The organism is Leucobacter chromiireducens subsp. solipictus, from assembly GCF_016758195.1.
GTDB classification, from domain to species: domain Bacteria; phylum Actinomycetota; class Actinomycetes; order Actinomycetales; family Microbacteriaceae; genus Leucobacter; species Leucobacter solipictus.
The window spans coordinates 46,023-65,126 of record NZ_QYAC01000002.1 but is presented as its reverse complement, the minus strand read 5'-3'; the positions used below and the strand labels follow the sequence as shown (position 1 = coordinate 65,126).

Here is a 19,104-nt window from a genome sequence, read left to right as displayed (position 1 = left end):
CCCCCCTTCGGAGCGGTGCAGGGCCCCACGGCCCTGCACCGCTCCCTTGCAGAAAGAGAGCAGACGTGAACGCCCCAGGCGACTTCCCCCCACAGCGATTCCGCGAGAAGCTGCAGCGGAGCCTTCTCCCCGCGAACTCGGGCGGCACCCCACGCGGGGACAGCGACCCCGAAGAGACCGCGGAGTGGCTCGAGTCCTTCGAGGGCCTCCTGCAGTCCGGCGGCGCCGCGCGCGCAGGCCACATCCTCGAGGTGCTGGGCGCTCGCGCCGGATCAACCGCAACCGCGGCGCCCGGGGCCATCACCACGGACTACGTGAATACGATTCCCGCGAGCGCGGACGCCGCCTATCCCGGCGACGAGGCCGCCGAGCGGCGCTACCGGGCGTGGATCCGGTGGAACGCGGCCGTCATGGTGCACCGCGCGCAGCGCCCCGAAATCGGCGTGGGCGGGCACATCGCCACCTACGCCGGGGCCGCCACGATCTACGAGACCGGCTTCAACCACTTCTTCCGCGGCAAGGACCACCCCTCGGGTGGCGATCAGGTCTTCTTCCAGGGGCACGCCTCCCCCGGCATGTACGCCCGGTCGTTCGTCGAGGGCCGGCTCAGCGAGGCGCAGCTGGACGCCTTCCGGCAGGAGCGCTCGCGCCCGGGCGGCGGCCTGCCCAGCTACCCGCACCCGCGGCTCCTCCCCGACTACTGGGAGTACCCGACCGTCTCCATGGGCATCGGCCCCATGAACGCGATCTACCAGGCCCAGTCGAACCGCTACCTGGCCGCGCGCGGCCTGAAGGACACCTCCGAGCAGCAGGTGTGGGCCTTCCTCGGCGACGGCGAGATGGACGAGCCGGAGTCGCGCGGCCTGCTCCAGCTCGCCGCGAACGACGGCCTCGACAACCTGAACTTCGTGATCAACTGCAATCTGCAGCGCCTCGACGGCCCGGTCCGCGGCAACGGCAAGATTGTGCAGGAACTCGAAGCCTTCTTCCGGGGTGCCGGCTGGAACGTCATCAAGGTGCTGTGGGGCCGCGAGTGGGACGATCTGCTCGCGCGGGATCACGACCGCGCGCTCGTTGACCTCATGAACGCCACCCCCGACGGGGACTTCCAGACCTACAAGGCGGAGTCCGGCGGCTTCGTGCGCGACCACTTCTTTGGCCGCGACCCGCGCACCGCGAAGCTCGTCGAGGGGCACAGCGACGACGAGATCTGGAACCTGAAGCGCGGCGGTCACGACTACCGCAAGCTCTACTCGGCGTTCAAGGCCGCGAGCGAGCACACGGGTCAGCCCACGGTGATCCTCGTAAAGACCGTGAAGGGCTACAAGCTGGGCCCGAGCTTCGAAGGCCGGATGGCCTCGCACCAGATGAAGAAGCTCACCGCGAAGGATCTGATGGACTTCCGCGACCTGCTGCGGATCCCGATCCCGGACTCCGCGCTCTCGGAGGACGTGTACGCGCCGCCCTACTACCGCCCCGAACCGGGCTCGCCGGAACTGGAGTACATGTTGGAGCGCCGCCGCGCGCTCGGCGGTGCCGTTCCCGAGCGCCGGTCGAAGTACACGCAGATCCCCGTGCCGGGCGCGAAGGCCTACGAGCTCGCGAAGAAGGGTTCCGGGCAGCAGCAGGCGGCGACGACCATGGCGTTCGCCCGGATCCTGCGCGAGATCCTCCGCGACAAGGAGATGGGCCACCGCATAGTGCCCATCATCCCGGACGAGGCCCGGACCTTCGGGATGGACGCCTACTTCCCGACCGCGAAGATCTACAACCCGCAGGGGCACACCTACATGTCGGTGGATCGCGAACTGCTGCTCGCGTATAAGGAGTCAACGTCAGGACAGATCCTGCACGTCGGCATCAACGAAGCGGGAGCGGTCGCCGCGTTCACCGCCGCGGGCACCTCCTACGCCACCCACGGCGAACCCCTGATCCCGGTGTACGTGTTCTACTCGATGTTCGGCTTCCAGCGCACGGGCGACGCGTTCTGGGCGGCGGGCGATCAGATGGCCCGCGGCTTCGTGATCGGTGCCACCGCTGGACGGACCACGCTCCAGGGCGAAGGGCTGCAGCACGGCGACGGACACTCGCAGCTGCTCGCCTCCACGAACCCCGCGGTCGTGAGCTACGATCCGGCGTACGGCTACGAGCTCGCGCACATCGTGGCCGCCGGCTTCGAGCGCATGTACGGCGGCGCGCACCCGGACCCGAACGTGATGTACTACCTCACGGTCTACAACGAGCCGATCGCCCAGCCGGCGGAGCCCGCCGACGTGGACGCCGAGGGCATTCTCGCGGGCATGCACCGGGTCTCGCAGGCGAGCGGTGGGTCATTCCCGGCACAGATCCTCGCCTCGGGGGTCGCCGTGCCGTGGGCGCTCGCCGCGCAGCGGCTGCTCGCGGAGGACTGGAACGTTGCCGCGGACGTGTGGTCGGTGACGAGCTGGAACGAGCTGCGGCGCGAAGCGATGGACGCGGACGAGGGCGTGCTCCGGGGCGAGCCCGCGCGCGAGCCGTACGTCACGAAGCGCCTGCGCGAGAGCAGCGGCGGGCCGGTGATCGCGGTGAGCGACTTCATGCGCCAGGTGCAGGATCAGATCGCCCCGTACAGCCCGCAGCGTTTCCTCTCGCTCGGCACCGACGGGTTCGGCTTCTCGGATACCCGTGCGGCGGCGCGGCGCTTCTTCCACGTGGACATCGAGTCGATCGTGGTGCGCACCCTGGAGGCGCTCGCGCTCGACGGCGTGATCGATCCGGCGCTGCCCGCCGAGGCGGCGCGGAAGTACCGCCTGGACGATCTGACCGCGGGCACCACCGGCAACGCCGGCGGCGACGCCTAACCCGGCGCGGTACCGGGCCCCGCCCGGCCTCACCCCAACCGAGGCAATTTATCTGGCCCGAGGAATTTTCGCGGGAGAATCCATCGCGCCAGATAAATTGCCTCGTTTCGGGTGGGGCGGGTGGGGCGGGTGGCCCGCACGGGACGCCGGGCGCGCGCCGGGCGGCTACGGCGTGCGGCGCAGCAGCACCGTGAGACTCGCGGCGCCGAGGAGCGAGATGCCCGCGAGCCCGCACAGCAGCGCCGTGGCGGGCACCGGGAGGAGCGCGGTGAGCGGCCCGAGGCTCGCCCCGAGGAACAGGACGAAGCCGTTGAGCGCCATGCCGATACCTCGCGCATGGGGTGACGCATCCCCGTAGAGCATGACCCCGGACGGCAGGCTCAGCGCCACCCCCGCGCACATCGCGCAGCCCGCGATGGCGAGCAGCGGGAGCGAAGCGAGCGCGAGCGGGGCCGCCAGGAGCGCCGCCGCCGAGACGAGGCAGCCGAGCCGCGCGACCCGGCCGACCCCGCCGAGGCGGGCGGCGAGCGGACCGACGAGCAGCGTGGCAAACATTCCCGGGACCGCCGCGACCCGGAGCCACAGCATGGCCGTCTCACCCCCGCCGTGCGGTTCGAGCACCGGCGCAAGCGCCGCGTAGAACGCGGTGAAGACGCACATGAGCGTGACATGGCCGCCCGAGATCAGGAGCACCCGCGGCGTCGCGAGCAGCGCGAGGCTGTCCCGGAAGCGCCGCGCGAGCGAGGTCTCGAGCCGGTGGGCAGGCGGCACATCACGCATGCCGAGTGCGATGGCGACGACGGTGGCGGCGAGCAGCGCGGTCGACACCCCGAAGACGCCGGGCCAGGCGAGCCGCGTCAGGAGCGCCGCGGCGGTGAGCTGACCAAACACCCCAGCGAGCAGAAACGAGGTCGCCATCACGCTGATCGCGAGCGGCCGCCGCTGGGGCGGGGCCGCGTCGGAGAGGTAGGCGAGCACGATCGGCGCGAAACAGGCCGCCGCAAGCCCCTGAACGCCGCGGGCGACGCCCAGCGCGAGCAACGTCGGCGCGAACGCGCACGCCGCCGTGGCGGCCACGAGCAGCGTAAGCCCGGTGAGCAGCATCCGCTTGCGCCCAAACTGCTCGGAGAGCGGTCCCCACAGCAGGAAGCCCGCGGCGTACCACACGCCGAACACGGTGGCGAGCGCGAAGGTCGCGTCCGCCCCGAACGCGTCAGAGACGGGCCCCCGGAGCGGCAGCGCCGCGTACAGCTGTCCCACCACGAGCAGCGCCGCGACCACACACAGGCCGAGCAGCTGCGGCGTCGCGGGATACTGAGCCGCCTGCGTCCGCGAGCGCGTCACGGGGAAACGCGGCCGTCCGGCTTACGCCGGTGCCACAAAGGAATCGCCGATCGTCTGCGCGACCTGCTGCAGCAGCGGCACCGCGCGCATCCCGAACGCCTCGTCGACGCGCGAGGTCGGCCCGGACACCGAGATCGCCATGGGCGACGGGGAGTTCGGCACGGAGACCGCATAGCAGCGCACGCCGATCTCCTGCTCGTTGTCATCGACGGCGTAGCCGCGCTGCCGGATCATTTCGAGGTGGGTGACGAGCTCCTCGACGTCGCCCAGGCTCTTCGAGGTCGCCCGCGGCATCCCGGTCTGCGCGATGATCCGGCGCACCGTCTGCTCGTCGAGCTGCGCGAGGATCGCTTTTCCGACCCCCGTGTTGTGCATCGGGACGCGTTTGCCCACCTCCGTGAACATCCGCATGGTGTGCTGCGAGGGGACCTGGGCGATGTAGAGCACCTGGTCGGCCTCGCGCACGGCCATGTTGGCGGATTCCCCGAGCGCGAGCACGAGCGAGGCCAGCTGCGGCCGCGCGAACACCCCGAGCTGGGTGCTCGCCCCGTCGCCGAAGCGCATCAGCCGGCTCCCCAGGGAGTAGCGGCGATCCTCAAGCTGCCGCACGTAGCCGCGCCCGGCCAGCGTCCGGATCAGGCGGTGGATGGTGGGCAAGGGGAGCCCGCAGCGCTCCGCGAGCTCGCTCAGCGACAGGGTGCCGCCGGCGTCGGTGAGGGTCTCCAACAGGTCGAAGGCGCGCTCGACCGATTGCACCCCTCCAGACGACGCCGTTGATTGCGTTTTCGGTGACTGCGCCACAATCGACCTCCTTACTGAACCACTGAATCATGAAATCCCTGCTGTGTGAACCCGCGCATCGCACACGAGCCCCTCGGGCGCGCGGTGCGGCGGGACACGGAGCGCCTGAGCGGTGCCGCGCTTGCGAGGCCCGCGCTCACGTCCTACTATTATTCCACACTTCAAAATAGTTTATCCGTATTATGGAATTTTAGAGTGATGCACCACCACTACGTTTGTTCTGATCGAGGAGGATCATCATGGCAGCTCCCAGCCCCGGGTATTCAGTGACGGCTCGTATCTCGGCACCGGCCGGATACAACATCACGAGCGAGATCGTCTCGGTCGCGGGCAACGCCGGCGCCCAGATCACCGCGCTTGACGTGGTCGAGTCACACCACGACCGCATGGTGCTCGACCTCACCGCGAACACCTCGTCCCCCGAGCACGCCGACGAGGTCAAGGCCGCGCTCGAAACGCTCGCGGGCGTGACCGTGAACCACATGAGCGACCGCACCTTCCTCATGCACCTCGGCGGCAAGCTCGAGGTCGTCCCGAAGCTCGAGCTGCGCAACCGCGATGACCTCTCGCGCGCCTACACTCCCGGTGTCGCCCGCGTCTCGAAGGCCATCGCCGAGGACAAGAGCCTCGCCCGCAAACTCACCGTGAAGCGCAACACGATCGCGGTCGTCACGGACGGCTCGGCCGTACTCGGCCTCGGCAACATCGGCCCCGAGGGCGCGCTCCCCGTCATGGAGGGCAAGGCCGCACTGTTCAAGCAGTTCGCCAACGTCGACGCGTGGCCGGTGTGCCTGGACACCCAGGACAGCGACGAGATCGTCAAGATCGTCAAGGCCCTCGCCCCGGTGTACGGCGGCGTGAACCTCGAGGACATCGCCGCTCCCCGCTGCTTCGAGATCGAGGCCCGCCTCCGCGAAGAACTCGACATCCCGGTCTTCCATGACGACCAGCACGGCACCGCCATCGTGGTCCTGGCCGCGCTCAACAACGCGCTGCGCATCGTCGGCAAGCAGATCGGCGAGATCAAGGTCGCGATCTCCGGCGTCGGCGCCGCGGGCAACGCGATCATCCAGCTCCTGCAGGCCTCCGGGGTCACGCACATCGTCGCCGCGGGCCGCGCGGGGATCGTGGCGCGGGATCACGAGCACACGGATCCGCACCGCAAGTGGATCGCGGAGCACACGAACCCGGAGAACCTCACGGGGTCGCTCGCCGACGCGGTGAAGGGGGCCGACGTGTTCATCGGCGTCTCCGCGCCGGACGTGCTCACCGAGGCCGACGTCGCCGCCATGGCGGATCAGGCCATCGTGTTCGCGCTCGCGAACCCCGACCCCGAGATCGATCCCGCGCTGGCCGCGAAGCACGCTGCCGTGGTGGCCACCGGTCGCAGCGACTTCCCGAACCAGATCAACAACGTGCTCGCCTTCCCCGGTGTGTTCCGCGGCCTGCTCGACGCGGGCGTCGCGGACGTCTCCAACGACATGCTCGTCGCCGCCGCGACCGCGATCAGCGCAAACGTCTCTGATGACGAGCTGAACTCCAGCTACATCATCCCGAGCGTGTTCGACGGCGATGTCGCCCGCGACGTGGCAAACGCCATCGTCGAGGTCGCCCAGCGCGCCGCGCAGACCAGCTAGCCCGCGACCGGAGAGGAGTACCGATGACCATCACCGTCACCCAGCTGACCCCCACGGCCCGCGCCGCGGAGATCCTCACGCCCGAAGCGCTCGCCTTCGTCGAGGCGCTGCACGAGCGCTTCGCTGACCGGGTGCCCGAGCTGCTCGCGGAACGCACCCGGCGCCGGGAACAGCTCGCCCAGAACCCCGTGCTCGATTTCCTTCCGGAGACCCGGGCCGTCCGCGAGGGCACCTGGACGGTTCCCGAGCCCCCCGAGGCCCTCAGAGACCGCCGAGTCGAGATCACCGGCCCGGCGACGCCCGCCAAAATGGCGATCAACGCGCTGAACTCCGGCGCCAAGGTCTGGCTTGCGGATCTCGAGGACGCCGCGACGCCGTCGTGGCACAACGTGATCGACGCGATCACGAACCTCACCGACGCCGCGCACGGCACGCTCAGGTACACCTCCCCGGAGGGGAAGGAGTACCGGCTCCGCGAGGACGCCCCGCTCGCCCTCGTCGTCGCGCGGCCCCGGGGCTGGCACCTCCCCGAGGTGCATGTCACCGTGAACGGGAAGCCCGCCGTCGGCGCCCTCGTCGACTTCGGCCTGCACTTCTTCCACACCGCGGCGCCGCTCTCCCGGGCAGGTCGCGGGCCGTACTACTATCTTCCGAAGATGGAGAATCACCGGGAGGCCCGCCTGTGGCACGAGGTGTTCAGCTTCGCGGAGCGCCAGCTCGGCATCGCCCCGGGCACCGTGCGCGCCACCATGCTGATCGAGACCATCACGGCGGCCTTCGAGATGCACGAGATGCTGTACGAGCTCGGCGAGCACGCGGTGGGATTGAACGCGGGGCGCTGGGATTACCTCTTCAGCATCATCAAGAACTTCCGGGATGCCGGCACCGCGTTCGAGCTCCCGAACCGCGCGCAGGTGTCGATGACGGCGCCATTCATGCGGGCCTACACGGAGCTGCTCGTGCAGACCTGCCACCAGCGCGGTGCCTTCGCGATGGGCGGCATGGCCGCGATCGTCCCGAGCCGCCACGATCCCGAGGCCGCACGCGTCGCGCTCCAGAAGGTGCGCGACGACAAGACCCGCGAGGCGAACGACGGCTTCGACGGCTCCTGGGTCGCGCACCCGGACCTCGTGGCGGTCTGCCAGGAGGTGTTCGACGGGGTGCTCGGAGATCGCCCCAACCAGATCGACCGTCAGCGGCCGGACGTGTCCGTGTCGGCGGCCGAGCTGCTGGACATCGCCTCGCTCACCGGCACGGCGACGCTGGAGGGCTTGCGCACGAACCTCTACGTCTCGGTCGCCTACGTCGCGGTGTGGCTGAGCGGCAACGGGGCGGTGCAGATCCACGGCTTGATGGAGGATGCGGCCACCGCCGAGATCTCCCGCTCCCAGGTGTGGCAGCAGCTCCGCAATGGGACCGTGCTGGAGACCGGCGAGACCGTCACCGAGGCCCTCGTCACCGAGGTGCTCGCGGAGGAACTCGAGCAGCTCCGCGGCGAGGTTCCCGCCGACTTCTTCGAACGCTACTACGCACCCGCGGGCGATCTGATCCGGGATATTGTGCTCAGCCCCGAGTACACGGACTTCTTGACCCTGCCCGCCTACGATCTCCTAACCCAGAGTGAGGATGCATGACCACCGAACTTCGATCGACACTCTCCGACGCTCAGCTCGCGACGGCGGCCACGGCGCTCGCGGACACCGACGCGCTGCTGGCGCACAGTTACCCGGGTGACACCGGCGCTCGCCAGCCCGTGCACACCGTCTACGTCCCCGGCCAGAAGTATCGCGCCGGGCTCGCCCAGCAGTGGGGCGCGGACGCCCAGGCGGCGGTCACCGCGTTCGGGGGGATCGAGCGCCTCGTCGCCGCGCTCGAGGTCCCGGAGGCGGAGCGCGAGATCATCGCGGAGCGCGTGAGCGCGAAGCTCGCGACGGAGGCCATCGAGGATCTCCGCATCGACTTCGAAGACGGCTTCGGGGATCAGGGCGATGACGCTGAGGACGCGGCGGTCGTCGCGGCGGCCACCGAGCTCGCGCAGGACATCGCCGCGGGCACCGCGCCGCCGTTCGTCGGGATTCGGTTCAAGTGCTTCGAGGCCGACACGCGGGAGCGCGGGATCCGCACACTCGACCTGTTTGTCACCACGCTCGTGCGTGAAACGAACGGGGCGCTCCCCGAGGGCCTCATCCTGACCCTCCCGAAGGTCACGACGGTGGCGCAGGTCGAGGTGATGGTCGCGCTCCTTGCCCAGCTCGAGACCGCGCTCGATCTCGCCCCGGGCCGGCTCACCTTCGAGGTCCAGATCGAGACGCCCCAGGTGATCATCGCGCAGGACGGAACGATCCCGGTGGCCCAGCTGCTGCACGCCGGGGACGGGCGCATTACGGGCCTGCACTACGGCACGTACGACTACTCCGCGTCCGTGGGGGTGTCGGCGGCGTTCCAGTCCATGGAGCACCCGGCCGCGGACTTCGCGAAGGAGGTCATGCAGGTCGCCGTTGCGGGCACCGGCGTGCGACTCTCGGACGGCTCCACGAACGTCGTCCCGACCAGCAACGATCCCGCGCTGCTGGAGGCCACCTGGCAGCTCCACGCGCGGCTCGTGCGGCGCTCGCTCGAGCGCGCCTACTATCAGGGGTGGGACCTGCACACCGCGCACCTGCCGAGCCGCTTCGTCGCGACCTACACGTTCTTCCGCACCGGCGTCGACCAGATCGCGACCCGCCTCCGGAACTATGTACAGCAGAACACCGACGGCTTCCTCGACGAGCCCGCGACCGCGCGGCCGCTCGCGGCGTTCCTCGCGCGCGGCCTCCAGGCCGGCGCGGTCAGCCCCGCGGAGCTCGACGAGCGCGTGGGTATCACGGAGCAGGAGCTGCTCGCGATCGCGTACCCCACCCGACAGTCCCGATGAGACGGCGCGCAGACGCGCCTCAGAAAGAAGAGAACGCATGACCACACCCAGCTACGCCACCGTCGCCGCCGGCATGCCCCCGCAGAGTGATTCGCTGGGCTCGGCCGCGATCGTGAAGAACGCGTACACCGTGATCCCGGGCTCCGTGATGCGAGACATCGTCACGAGCTTCTACCCCGAGTGGGAGCAGACTCGGGCGTGGATCCTGAACCGGCCCGTCGCGGGCGGCGCGACCACCTTCGCGCAGGCCATCCTCGAGGTTGCCCCGGGCGGCGGATCCGACCACCCCGAGCCTCAGGCCGAGGTCGCGGGATTCATTTTCGTGCTCGACGGCACGTTCACCCTCACCCTCGACGGGGCCACGCACCAGCTCACCGGAGGCGGCTACGCGTTCATTCCCGCGGGCACCCCGTGGGCGCTGCGCAACACGGGCGAGGTTGCGGGCCAGTTCCACTGGTTCCGCAAGCGTGCCGAGCCGGTGGCGGGCCTCACCCCGAAGCCGCTCGTCGGCCAGGAGCAGGACATCGTGCCCGGTGCCATGCCGGATACCGACGGGAAGTGGGCGACCACGCGGTTCTTCGACCCCGAGGATCTCGCCTACGACTTCCACGTCACCGTCGTGACCTTTGAGCCGGGTGCGAAGATCCCGTTCCTCGAAACCCACGTGATGGAGCACGGCATCTACGTGCTCGAGGGCAACGCCGTGTACCGCTTGAACGACGACTGGGTGGAACTCCAGGCCGGAGACTACTTCTCGCTGCGCGCGTTCTGCCCGCAGGCCTGCTACGCGGGCGGTCCCGGGAAGTTCCGGTACCTGCTCTACAAGGATGTGAATCGCCAGATCACACTGTAATTTTCGGAACAGGGCCGTGTCAGCGTCACCGCTGGCACGGCCCTTCGTCGTCCCCGGACGACACCCCGGTTTCCCGGGTTGACAGCCACCCCCGAAATGCCTACTCTAATTTCACACACCAGAATTACTTTTCCGCAAAGTGAAATTTCTCACGAACGCTTCGAAAGCTGAGGTTGTCCAATGCCGTACACCGTCAACGCCTCGATCCTGCTGACGGATCTCCCCCTGCTCGAGCGCCCGGCCGCCGCCAAGGCCGCGGGCTTCGACGCGGTCGAGTTCTGGTGGCCGTTCGCCGAGGCCGTCCCCGCCGACGCCGAGGTCGACCGCTTCGTCCGCGCCATCGAGGACGCCGGCGTTCAGCTCACCGGCCTGAACTTCTTCGCGGGTGACATGCCCGCCGGCGACCGCGGCCTCGTGTCCTGGAAGGGTCGCTGCGGCGAGTTCAAGGACAACATCGACGTCGTCGTCGGCATCGGCGAGCGCCTCGGCACCCGCGCCTTCAACGCCCTCTACGGCAACCGCCTCGACGACTTCACCCCCGAGGCGCAGGACGAGCTCGGGCTCAAGAACCTCGTCGCCGCGGCCGAGGGCGTCGCGAAGATCGGCGGCACCGTGCTGCTGGAGCCGGTCTCGGGCACCCCGGCGTACCCGCTGAAGACCGCCCAGGACGCGCTCGACGTGATCGCGCGGGCCGGCCAGAGCAACATCAAGCTGCTCGCCGACTTCTACCACCTCGCCGTCAACGGCGACGACGTCGCCGCCGTCATCGAGGCCCACGCGGCAGACTTCGGCCACATCCAGATCGCCGACAGCCCCGGGCGCAACGAGCCGGGCACCGGCGAGCTGCCGCTCGCGCAGTGGATCGCCCGCAGCCAGGAGCTCGGCTACGCCGGCCACATCGGACTCGAGTACAAGGCCTCCCAGGACGACCCGTTCGCCTGGCTGTCCACCTTCGGCTGAGCCCCGCTCCGCCGCACCGCATCACTGCACGCACAGCGCTGCAGCCCACAGAAAGGACTTCCATGTCGAACATCGCATTCATCGGCCTCGGAATCATGGGACTTCCCATGGCCAAGAACCTTGTCGCCGCCGGCCACCACGTCACCGGGTTCAACCGCTCGAAGCAGAAGGTTGAGCAGCTCGTCGCTGCCGGCGGCACCGGCGCCGCCACGGTCGCCGACGCGGTCGAGAACGCCGAGATCGTCATCACCATGGTCCCGGACTCCCCGGACGTCGAGGCCGTCGTCACCGGAGACGACGGGGTCTTCCAGAACGTGAAGCCGGGTGCCCTGTGGATCGACTTCTCCTCGATCCGCCCCGACGTCGCGGCCCGCCTCGCCGAGGACGCGCGCGCCGCGGGCCTGCGCCCGCTCGACGCCCCCGTCTCCGGCGGCGAGCCCGGCGCGATCGACGGGGTGCTCTCCATCATGGTCGGCGGCGACGCCGCCGACTTCGCCGAGGCCGGTCCGGTCTTCGACGCCGTCGGGAAGACGATCGTGCACGTCGGCCCCTCGGGTGCCGGGCAGACCGTCAAGGCCGCCAACCAGCTCATCGTTGCCGTCAACATCCAGGCGCTGGGTGAGGCGATCACCTTCCTCGAGGCCTACGGCGTCGACACCGCGGCAGCACTCACCGTGCTCGGCGGCGGCCTCGCCGGCTCGAAGGTGCTCGATCAGAAGGGCCAGAAGATGCTGGACCGCAACTTCGACCCCGGGTTCCGACTGGCCCTGCACAACAAGGACCTCGGGATCGTCACCTCCGCCGCACGCGAGGCCGGCGTGGTCGTGCCGCTCGGCGCGGCCGTGGCACAGCTCGTGTCCGCACTCGTCGCCCGCGGCGACGGCGGCCTCGACCACTCCGGACTCTTCAAGCTCACCACCGAGCTCTCCGGCAAGTAACCCGCCGCCCTCAACTCCGGAACCGGTGCGCCCCCACGCTACGCGGGGTTCTTACTCACACAAGTCCGCGCACCGGCTCCGGCACTTCTCTCGCGCGCCACGCAGGCGCACACCCGACCCTCCTCATCTTCCCAACGAAGGGACCACCATGGCTCTCATGCGCGCCGTCGACGCGGCAGTTCTGATTCTCGAAAAGGAAGGCGCCACCCAAGCATTCGGCTTGCCCGGTGCCGCCATCAACCCGTTCTACTCCGCGATGCGCGCGCACGGCGGCATCTCGCACGTCCTCGCCCGCCACGTGGAGGGGGCCTCGCACATGGCCGAGGGCTACACGCGCGCCGAGCCCGGCAACATCGGCATCTGCATCGGCACCTCGGGCCCCGCGGGCACCGACATGATCACGGGCCTCTACTCGGCCGCGGCCGACTCCATCCCGATCCTCTGCATCACCGGCCAGGCGCCCGTCGCCAAGCTCGACAAGGAAGACTTCCAGGCCGTCGATATCGCATCGATCGCGAAGCCGGTCACGAAGATGGCAAAGACCGTGCTCGAGGCCGGCCAGGTCCCCGGCGTCTTCCAGCAGGCGTTCTACCTGATGCGTTCCGGCCGCCCGGGCCCCGTCCTGATCGACCTCCCGATCGACGTGCAGCAGACCCAGATCGAGTTCGACATCGACCTCTACGAGCCGCTCCCGATCGCCAAGCCCACCGCGAGCCAGGCCCAGATCGACAGCGTGTTCGCGCTGCTCGACGCCGCCGAGCGCCCCGTGATCGTTGCGGGCGGCGGCATCATCAACGCGGACGCCGCGGAAGACTTCGTCGCGCTCGCCGAGACGCTGAACGTCCCCGTCATCCCGACGCTCATGGGCTGGGGCACGATCCCCGACGACCACGAGCTGATGGCCGGCATGGTGGGGCTGCAGACGCAGCACCGCTACGGCAACGAGAACCTCCTCGCGAGCGACCTCGTGATCGGCCTCGGCAACCGCTGGGCCAACCGCCACACCGGCACGCTCGACGTGTACACGAAGGGCCGCAAGTTCGTCCACATCGACATCGAGCCGACCCAGATCGGCCGCGTGTTCGCGCCGGATCTCGGCATCGTGTCCGACGCCGGTGCCGCGATCGCCGGCCTCCTCGCGACGGCGACCGAGCGCAAGGCGCAGGGCACGCTCCCGGACCGCTCCGCGTGGGTCGCAGAGACGCAGGAGCGGAAGGGCTCGCTGCAGCGCAAGACGAACTTCGACAACGTCCCGATCAAGCCGCAGCGCGTCTACCAGGAGATGAACCGGGCCTTCAGCCGCGATACGCGCTACGTCACCACGATCGGCCTCTCCCAGATCGCGGGCGCGCAGATGCTGCACGTGTACAAGCCGCGGCACTGGATCAACTGCGGCCAGGCCGGCCCGCTCGGCTGGACGCTGCCCGCGGCGCTCGGCGTCGTCGCCGCCGACCCGAAGACGCCGGTGGTCGCGCTCTCCGGCGACTACGACTTCCAGTTCATGATCGAGGAGCTCGCGGTGGGCGCGCAGTTCAAGCTGCCGTACATCCACATCGTGGTGAACAACTCCTACCTCGGCCTGATCCGCCAGGCGCAGCGCGGTTTCGAGATGGATTACCACGTCTCGCTCGCCTTCGACAACATCAATAGCCCCGAAACCGAGGGCTACGGCGTGGACCACGTCAAGGTCGCCGAGGGTCTCGGCTGCAAGGCGATCCGGGTGCGGGAGGCCGACGATCTCGCGCTGTCCCTGCAGCGGGCGAAGGACCTGATGCAGGAGTTCCAGGTCCCCGTCGTCGTCGAGGTGATTCTCGAGCGCATCACGAACATCGCCATGAGCGGCGCCGGAATCGACGCGATCAACGAGTTCGAGGACCTCGCCGAGGGCCCTGAGGACGCACCGACCGCCACGATTCCGCTCAAGCAGCCCGCCGAAGCCGCGCGTTAGGATCAGCCATGCGCATCGTCATCGCCCCCGACAAGTTCAAAGGTTCTCTGACCGCCGCGGAGGTCTGCGAGGCCATCGCCCGCGGCGTCGCGACCGTGAACGATGCCGTCGCGGTGGTGGCGGTGCCCATGGCGGACGGCGGCGAGGGGACCCTCGATGCCGCCGTCGAGGGCGGGTTCACCGCGCACGCCGTTCCTGTGAGCGGCCCGCTGGGGGACCCTGTCATCGCGCACATCGGCGTGCGTGAGGACGAGGCCGTTGTGGAAATGGCGCTGGCCTCCGGGCTTGCGCTGGTTCCCGAGGCCCGCCGTGATGCACTCGCCGCTTCCTCGCAGGGAACCGGCGAGTGCATCCTCGCGGCGCTCGATCTCGGCGCGCGCCGCATCTCGCTCGCGATCGGTGGCAGCGCGTCCACCGACGGCGGTGCCGGAATGCTCCAGGCGCTGGGGGCGCGCTTCACGCGCGCCGACGGCACGCCGCTCGCCCCGGGTGGCGGGCCGCTCACGGAGCTCGCGCGCGTCGACCTCTCCGGCCTCGATCCCCGGCTCGCGGACACCGCGTTCGTGGTCGCCAACGACGTCTCGCACGAACTCCTCGGTGAGCACGGGGCCGCGGCCGTGTTTGGGCCGCAGAAGGGTGCCTCCCCCGCGGACGTGGCCACCCTGGAGGCCGGGCTCGAGACGCTCGTGTCCCGACTCGATGAGGTGCTGCCGGGCAGTGCGCGCTTCGCCGCCGCCCCGGGTGCCGGAGCCGCGGGGGGCGTCGGCTACGCCGCGCTCGCGGTGCTCACGGCGGAACAGCGACCGGGCACGGACGTGGTCATCGCCCTGACCGGACTCGACCAGGCGATCCCGCAAGCCGAGCTGGTCATCACGGGCGAGGGATCACTCGACCATCAGAGCCTCGCCGGGAAAACCCCGGTCGGGGTGGCCCGCGCCGCCGCAGCTCACCGGCTGCCCGTGATCGCCGTGTGCGGGCGCACCACCCTGAGCGAGACGGAGTGGCGGGAGGCGGGGTTCTCCGCTTGCTACGCCGTCGCAGACTACGCCCCCGATGCGGCCGCCAGCATGCGCGACGCCGCAGAGTATCTTGAACGTATCGGGAGCGAGATTGCGCGGACGCACCTCGCGACACCGCGCCCGCACTGACCTCACCGACATCGCTGTCGCCCCGGGGCCGAGTTCACCTGCGCCCCACGAAACAACCCGAAAGAACTGGAGTACCCCGTGACCGAAGACCGCACCGCGCCCCACTACGACCTCGTGATCCGAGGCGAGCGCGTGATGACAACCTCCGGGGTACGCCCCCGGGAAGTCGGGGTCCAAGACGGCAAGATCATCGCGCTCGAACCGCTCGGCAACCACCTCGAGGGCGACGAGGTGATCGAGCTCGCCGACGACGAGACGCTCCTCCCGGGCCTCGTGGACACGCACGTCCACGTCAACGAGCCGGGCCGCACCGACTGGGAGGGTTTTGCCTCCGCCACGAAGGCCGCCGCGGCCGGCGGGGTCACCACGATCCTCGACATGCCCCTCAACAGCATTCCCCCGACCGTGAACGTCGCCGGCCTTGAGGCGAAGCGCGAGGTCGCGCTCCCGCAGGCCCACGTCGACGTGGGCTTCTGGGGCGGCGCGATCCCCGGGAACATCCCCGATCTGCGCGGCCTGCACGACGCCGGCGTGTTCGGCTTCAAGTGCTTCCTGCTGCACTCGGGCGTCGACGAGTTCCCGCCGCTCGACGCGGACCAGATGGAAGCCGCGATGCGCGAGCTCATCACCTACGACGCCATGCTCATCGTGCACGCCGAGGACTCCCGCGCCATCGACCGCGCCCCCTCGCCCGAGGGCGACGTCTACGACCGCTTCCTGCACTCCCGCCCCCGCGGGGCCGAGAACCTCGCCATCTCCGAGGTGATCGAGCGCGCGCGCTGGACCGGGGCCCGCGCGCACATCCTGCACCTGTCCTCCTCGGACGCGCTGCCCATGATCCGCTCCGCAAAGCGCGACGGCGTGCGGCTCACCGTGGAGACCTGCCCGCACTACCTCACGCTCACCTCCGAGGAGATCCCGGCCGGGGCGACCGAGTACAAGTGCTGCCCGCCGATCCGCGAGGCCCACAACCGCGAACTGCTGTGGGAGGGCCTCCTCGACGGCACGATCGACTACATCGCGTCGGATCACTCGCCGTCCACGATGGAGTTGAAGGATCCCGAGAACGGCGACTTCGCGGTCGCCTGGGGCGGGGTGTCCTCGCTGCAGCTCGAGCTCCCCGTCGTCTGGACCGAGGCGCGCCGCCGCGGGATCTCGATCGAGCAGGTCGTGGCCTGGATGTCGACGAAGCCCGCCGCCAACGTGGGCCTCACCGGGAAGGGCATGATCGCCCCCGGCAACGACGCGGACTTTGCAATCTTCGCGGAGAACGACGCGTTCGTGGTGCAGGTCGACCGGCTCCACCACAAGAACCCGATCACGCCGTACGCGGGCCGCCCGCTCGCCGGGGTCGTGCGCCGCACGATCCTGCGCGGCATGACGCTCGACGGCGAGACCCCGCGCGGCCAGCTGATCCGGCGCGGCATGATCCACGGGCACTAACGCCCGACTCCCCTCAGGGGAGCACACGCTCCGAGCGGGCCAGGTGTTGCGGTGGGTAGCCCTGGCCCGCTCGGTATTTTTCTGCCCTGTTCTTTTTCTCGGCCTTCTTCCCGCGCGCTACTCTTCCCACCTCATCACCCCGTCGAGAACGCAATTTGGCACCTTATCTTGTCGGCAAAAGGCGCCAGATTGCGTTCTCAGTGTGAAGTTCCGGGGAGGATCCCCCGCTCCATCGCGCGGGTGACCGCGTGGGTGCGGTCCGAGACCTCGAGCTTCTCGAAGGCGTGCAGCAGGTGCGTCTTCACGGTCGACTCCCCGATCACCAAGCGCGCCGCGATCGCGGGGTTGCTGAGGCCCTGCGCGACGAGGCCGAGGATCTCGGTCTCCCGCGGTGTGAGCCGCGGTGCCGCCACCGGTTCGCGCACGCGCGCAACCAGCTGCGCCGCGATCGAGGGAGCGAGCACCGTCTGCCCGGCCGCGACCGCCCGCACTCCGGCGATGAGCTCCGCGGCGGGCGCGGCTTTCACCAAGTACCCGCTCGCCCCCGCCTCAATGGCGGTGAGGATCTGGTCGTCGTCCTCGTAGGTGGTGAACACGAGCACCCGCGGCCGGGCCACGCGGTCCGCTGCCCCGGGGAACTCGCCGCGCGCGATCCGCCGCGTCGCCGCCACCCCACCGAGCCCCGGCATGCGCAGATCCATCAGCACCACGTCGGGCCGCAGCTCGGCCACCTGCGCGAGCGCCTCCTCCGCGGACGCGAACTCCCCCGCAACCGTGATGCCGTCCTCGGTCTCCAGGAGCCCCACGATCCCGGCCCGCACGATGGGGTGATCGTCGATCACGAACACACGACTCATGGGGACGTCCGCTCTGGCGTCCGATGCGCCCCCGCGGCCACCCCGGGCAACGCGAGCGACACCACCAGCTCGGCCCCGCCACCCGGCCGCGCCCCGAACGTGACCTCCCCGCCGAGTGCCCGCGCCCGATCCGTCAGCCCGCTCAGCCCGAAACCGCCCGGTGCCGATACTCGGCCGGTGGTGTCCACCGGCCCCGGCCCGACCCCGTTGTCCGTGACCCGGAGTTCCACTCGATCCGGCCCCGCCTCGGCGAGGCTCAACTCCACCCGCGTCGCGTGGGCGTGCCGCCGCGCGTTCGCGAGTCCCTCTTGGGCGGCGCGCAGCAGCATCACCTCCTGCTCCCGGGACAGCGCGAGCGGTGCGAGTCGGCAGGTGACCTCAAGCCCGGCGTCGGCGCGAAGCCGGGCCGCGACCCGTTCGAGCGCGGCGTTCAATTCGCCGTCCCCGAGCGGTTGGGTGGTGGCGACGAGCGCACGCGCCTCGCTCACCGCCTCCCGGGCGGCGGCCCCCACCCGCGCCGTGCGATCCAGCGCCCGCTCGGTCTCACCGGATCTCAGGGCGCGCTCGGCCTGCTCGCTCAGCATCACGAGCCCCGTCAGCGTTTGTGTGAGCGTGTCGTGCAGTTCGCGGGACATCCGTTCCCGCTCCGCCGCCGCCCCGCTCGCCGCCGACAGCTCGGCAACCTCGGCCTGCGAGGCACGCAGCTGCTCCGCGAGAGCGCGGTGCGCTTCGCTCTGGGTGTGGACTCGCGTGAGCCACATGCCGAGGAACACCGCGAACACAAAGGAGCAGACGGCAACGGTGGCGGCGGTCCACCCTGGATTTCCAGCACCCAAGCGCTGCAAGGAGAAGAACGACCCGGCTCCGATGGCGACGGCGAGCGCCGCGCTCACCAGCACCGCGATCACCGTTCCACGTTCCCAATCCCCGGTGATCGTCCAGATCATCGGGTAGATGATCACCTGCACGGTCGCGAAGCTCGGGCTCACTGCAGCAGCTCCGCCCGCGATGACGACGATCAAGATCAGTCCCACCACGTCACGGCCAAGCGGCGGCTCTTGCGCTTCCACCCTGCGCATAGCCGGGCGTGCCAGCACCAGGTAGAGCACCACGAAGCCGCCGAGCATCCCGAGCTCAGGGAGCTGTTCCCACGCCGCGTCGCCGCCCTCGCTCCGCGCACTGAACAGGCCCACTCCGCCGGGCACGAGCAGCACCAGCAGGACCCCGCTTGCGGCAAGGTCCCACCACCGCAGCGGTCGGGTGCGCGCGGGCTGGCTCTCACTCATGGTGTCACTCTCTCACGAACGCCGGGGCGCGGGCCGGGATCCCGTCCACACGCTCCCCCTACGCGTTTTATCTCACCCGAGCGATTTTCCGCAGAGTTCGACTCGGTTTCGATAATTTCCCTCGGGGAGGGCGCG

General features: G+C 69.9%; 14 protein-coding genes. 10 read left to right on the top strand and 4 right to left on the bottom strand.

Translation table 11 applies throughout. The features are described from left to right. The first annotated feature begins 110 nt into the window (after window positions 1-110). Window positions 111-2,840, top strand: coding sequence for a pyruvate dehydrogenase (acetyl-transferring), homodimeric type (gene aceE / locus D3230_RS03880; protein ID WP_202344061.1), 2,730 nt, complete (start codon window positions 111-113; stop codon window positions 2,838-2,840). Between the two features lie 165 nt (window positions 2,841-3,005). Here the strand turns inward: aceE and D3230_RS03875 are convergent, their stop codons facing one another. Both D3230_RS03875 and D3230_RS03870 read right to left on the bottom strand, forming a co-directional pair. Further along, a complete protein-coding gene (locus D3230_RS03875) occupies window positions 3,006-4,184 on the bottom strand; it encodes an MFS transporter (RefSeq protein WP_202343720.1) in 1,179 nt (392 codons plus the stop codon). A gap of 21 nt (window positions 4,185-4,205) precedes the next feature. Further along, entirely contained in the window at window positions 4,206-4,940 is a 735-nt protein-coding gene (locus D3230_RS03870) for an IclR family transcriptional regulator (protein ID WP_337249075.1), read from the bottom strand. Between the two features lie 284 nt (window positions 4,941-5,224). Between D3230_RS03870 and D3230_RS03865 the strand changes: the two genes are divergently transcribed. The 9 genes from D3230_RS03865 (at window position 5,225) to allB (ending at window position 16,826) form a co-directional block, all read left to right on the top strand. Further along, window positions 5,225-6,622 carry an NAD-dependent malic enzyme gene (locus D3230_RS03865; protein ID WP_202343719.1) on the top strand — a complete coding sequence of 466 codons (1,398 nt, stop codon included), beginning with the start codon at window positions 5,225-5,227 and terminating at the stop codon, window positions 6,620-6,622. Window positions 6,623-6,645: 23 nt separating this feature from the next. Then, window positions 6,646-8,256: a malate synthase A gene (gene aceB, locus D3230_RS03860; RefSeq protein WP_202343718.1), complete on the top strand. Its 1,611-nt coding sequence runs from the start codon at window positions 6,646-6,648 to the stop codon at window positions 8,254-8,256. Beyond that, entirely contained in the window at window positions 8,253-9,536 is a 1,284-nt protein-coding gene (locus tag D3230_RS03855) for a DUF6986 family protein (RefSeq protein WP_202343717.1), read from the top strand. Before aceB ends, D3230_RS03855 begins: the two co-directional genes overlap by 4 nt. A 37-nt stretch (window positions 9,537-9,573) precedes the next feature. Next, on the top strand, window positions 9,574-10,389 hold the full coding sequence (locus D3230_RS03850; RefSeq protein ID WP_202343716.1) for a bifunctional allantoicase/(S)-ureidoglycine aminohydrolase: 816 nt from the start codon (window positions 9,574-9,576) through the stop codon (window positions 10,387-10,389). A gap of 180 nt (window positions 10,390-10,569) precedes the next feature. Continuing rightward, window positions 10,570-11,349: a hydroxypyruvate isomerase family protein gene (locus tag D3230_RS03845; RefSeq protein ID WP_202343715.1), complete on the top strand. Its 780-nt coding sequence runs from the start codon at window positions 10,570-10,572 to the stop codon at window positions 11,347-11,349. Window positions 11,350-11,411: 62 nt separating this feature from the next. After that, window positions 11,412-12,287: a 2-hydroxy-3-oxopropionate reductase gene (locus tag D3230_RS03840; RefSeq protein WP_202343714.1), complete on the top strand. Its 876-nt coding sequence runs from the start codon at window positions 11,412-11,414 to the stop codon at window positions 12,285-12,287. A gap of 148 nt (window positions 12,288-12,435) precedes the next feature. Further along, window positions 12,436-14,235, top strand: a complete 1,800-nt coding sequence (gcl, locus tag D3230_RS03835; protein ID WP_202343713.1) for a glyoxylate carboligase — start codon at window positions 12,436-12,438, stop codon at window positions 14,233-14,235. An 8-nt stretch (window positions 14,236-14,243) separates the two neighbouring features. Beyond that, on the top strand, window positions 14,244-15,383 hold the full coding sequence (locus D3230_RS03830; protein WP_202343712.1) for a glycerate kinase: 1,140 nt from the start codon (window positions 14,244-14,246) through the stop codon (window positions 15,381-15,383). Window positions 15,384-15,461: 78 nt separating this feature from the next. Continuing rightward, complete coding sequence (gene allB, locus D3230_RS03825; RefSeq protein ID WP_202343711.1) at window positions 15,462-16,826, top strand: allantoinase AllB; 1,365 nt, start codon at window positions 15,462-15,464, stop codon at window positions 16,824-16,826. A gap of 197 nt (window positions 16,827-17,023) precedes the next feature. On the opposite strand, the gene D3230_RS03820 is transcribed toward allB, so the two are convergent. Further along, window positions 17,024-17,683, bottom strand: coding sequence for a response regulator (locus tag D3230_RS03820; RefSeq protein WP_202343710.1), 660 nt, complete (start codon window positions 17,681-17,683; stop codon window positions 17,024-17,026). After that, window positions 17,680-18,969 carry a sensor histidine kinase gene (locus D3230_RS03815; RefSeq protein ID WP_202343709.1) on the bottom strand — a complete coding sequence of 430 codons (1,290 nt, stop codon included), beginning with the start codon at window positions 18,967-18,969 and terminating at the stop codon, window positions 17,680-17,682. The genes D3230_RS03820 and D3230_RS03815 overlap by 4 nt, the downstream gene beginning before the upstream one ends. Window positions 18,970-19,104 lie beyond the last annotated feature (135 nt).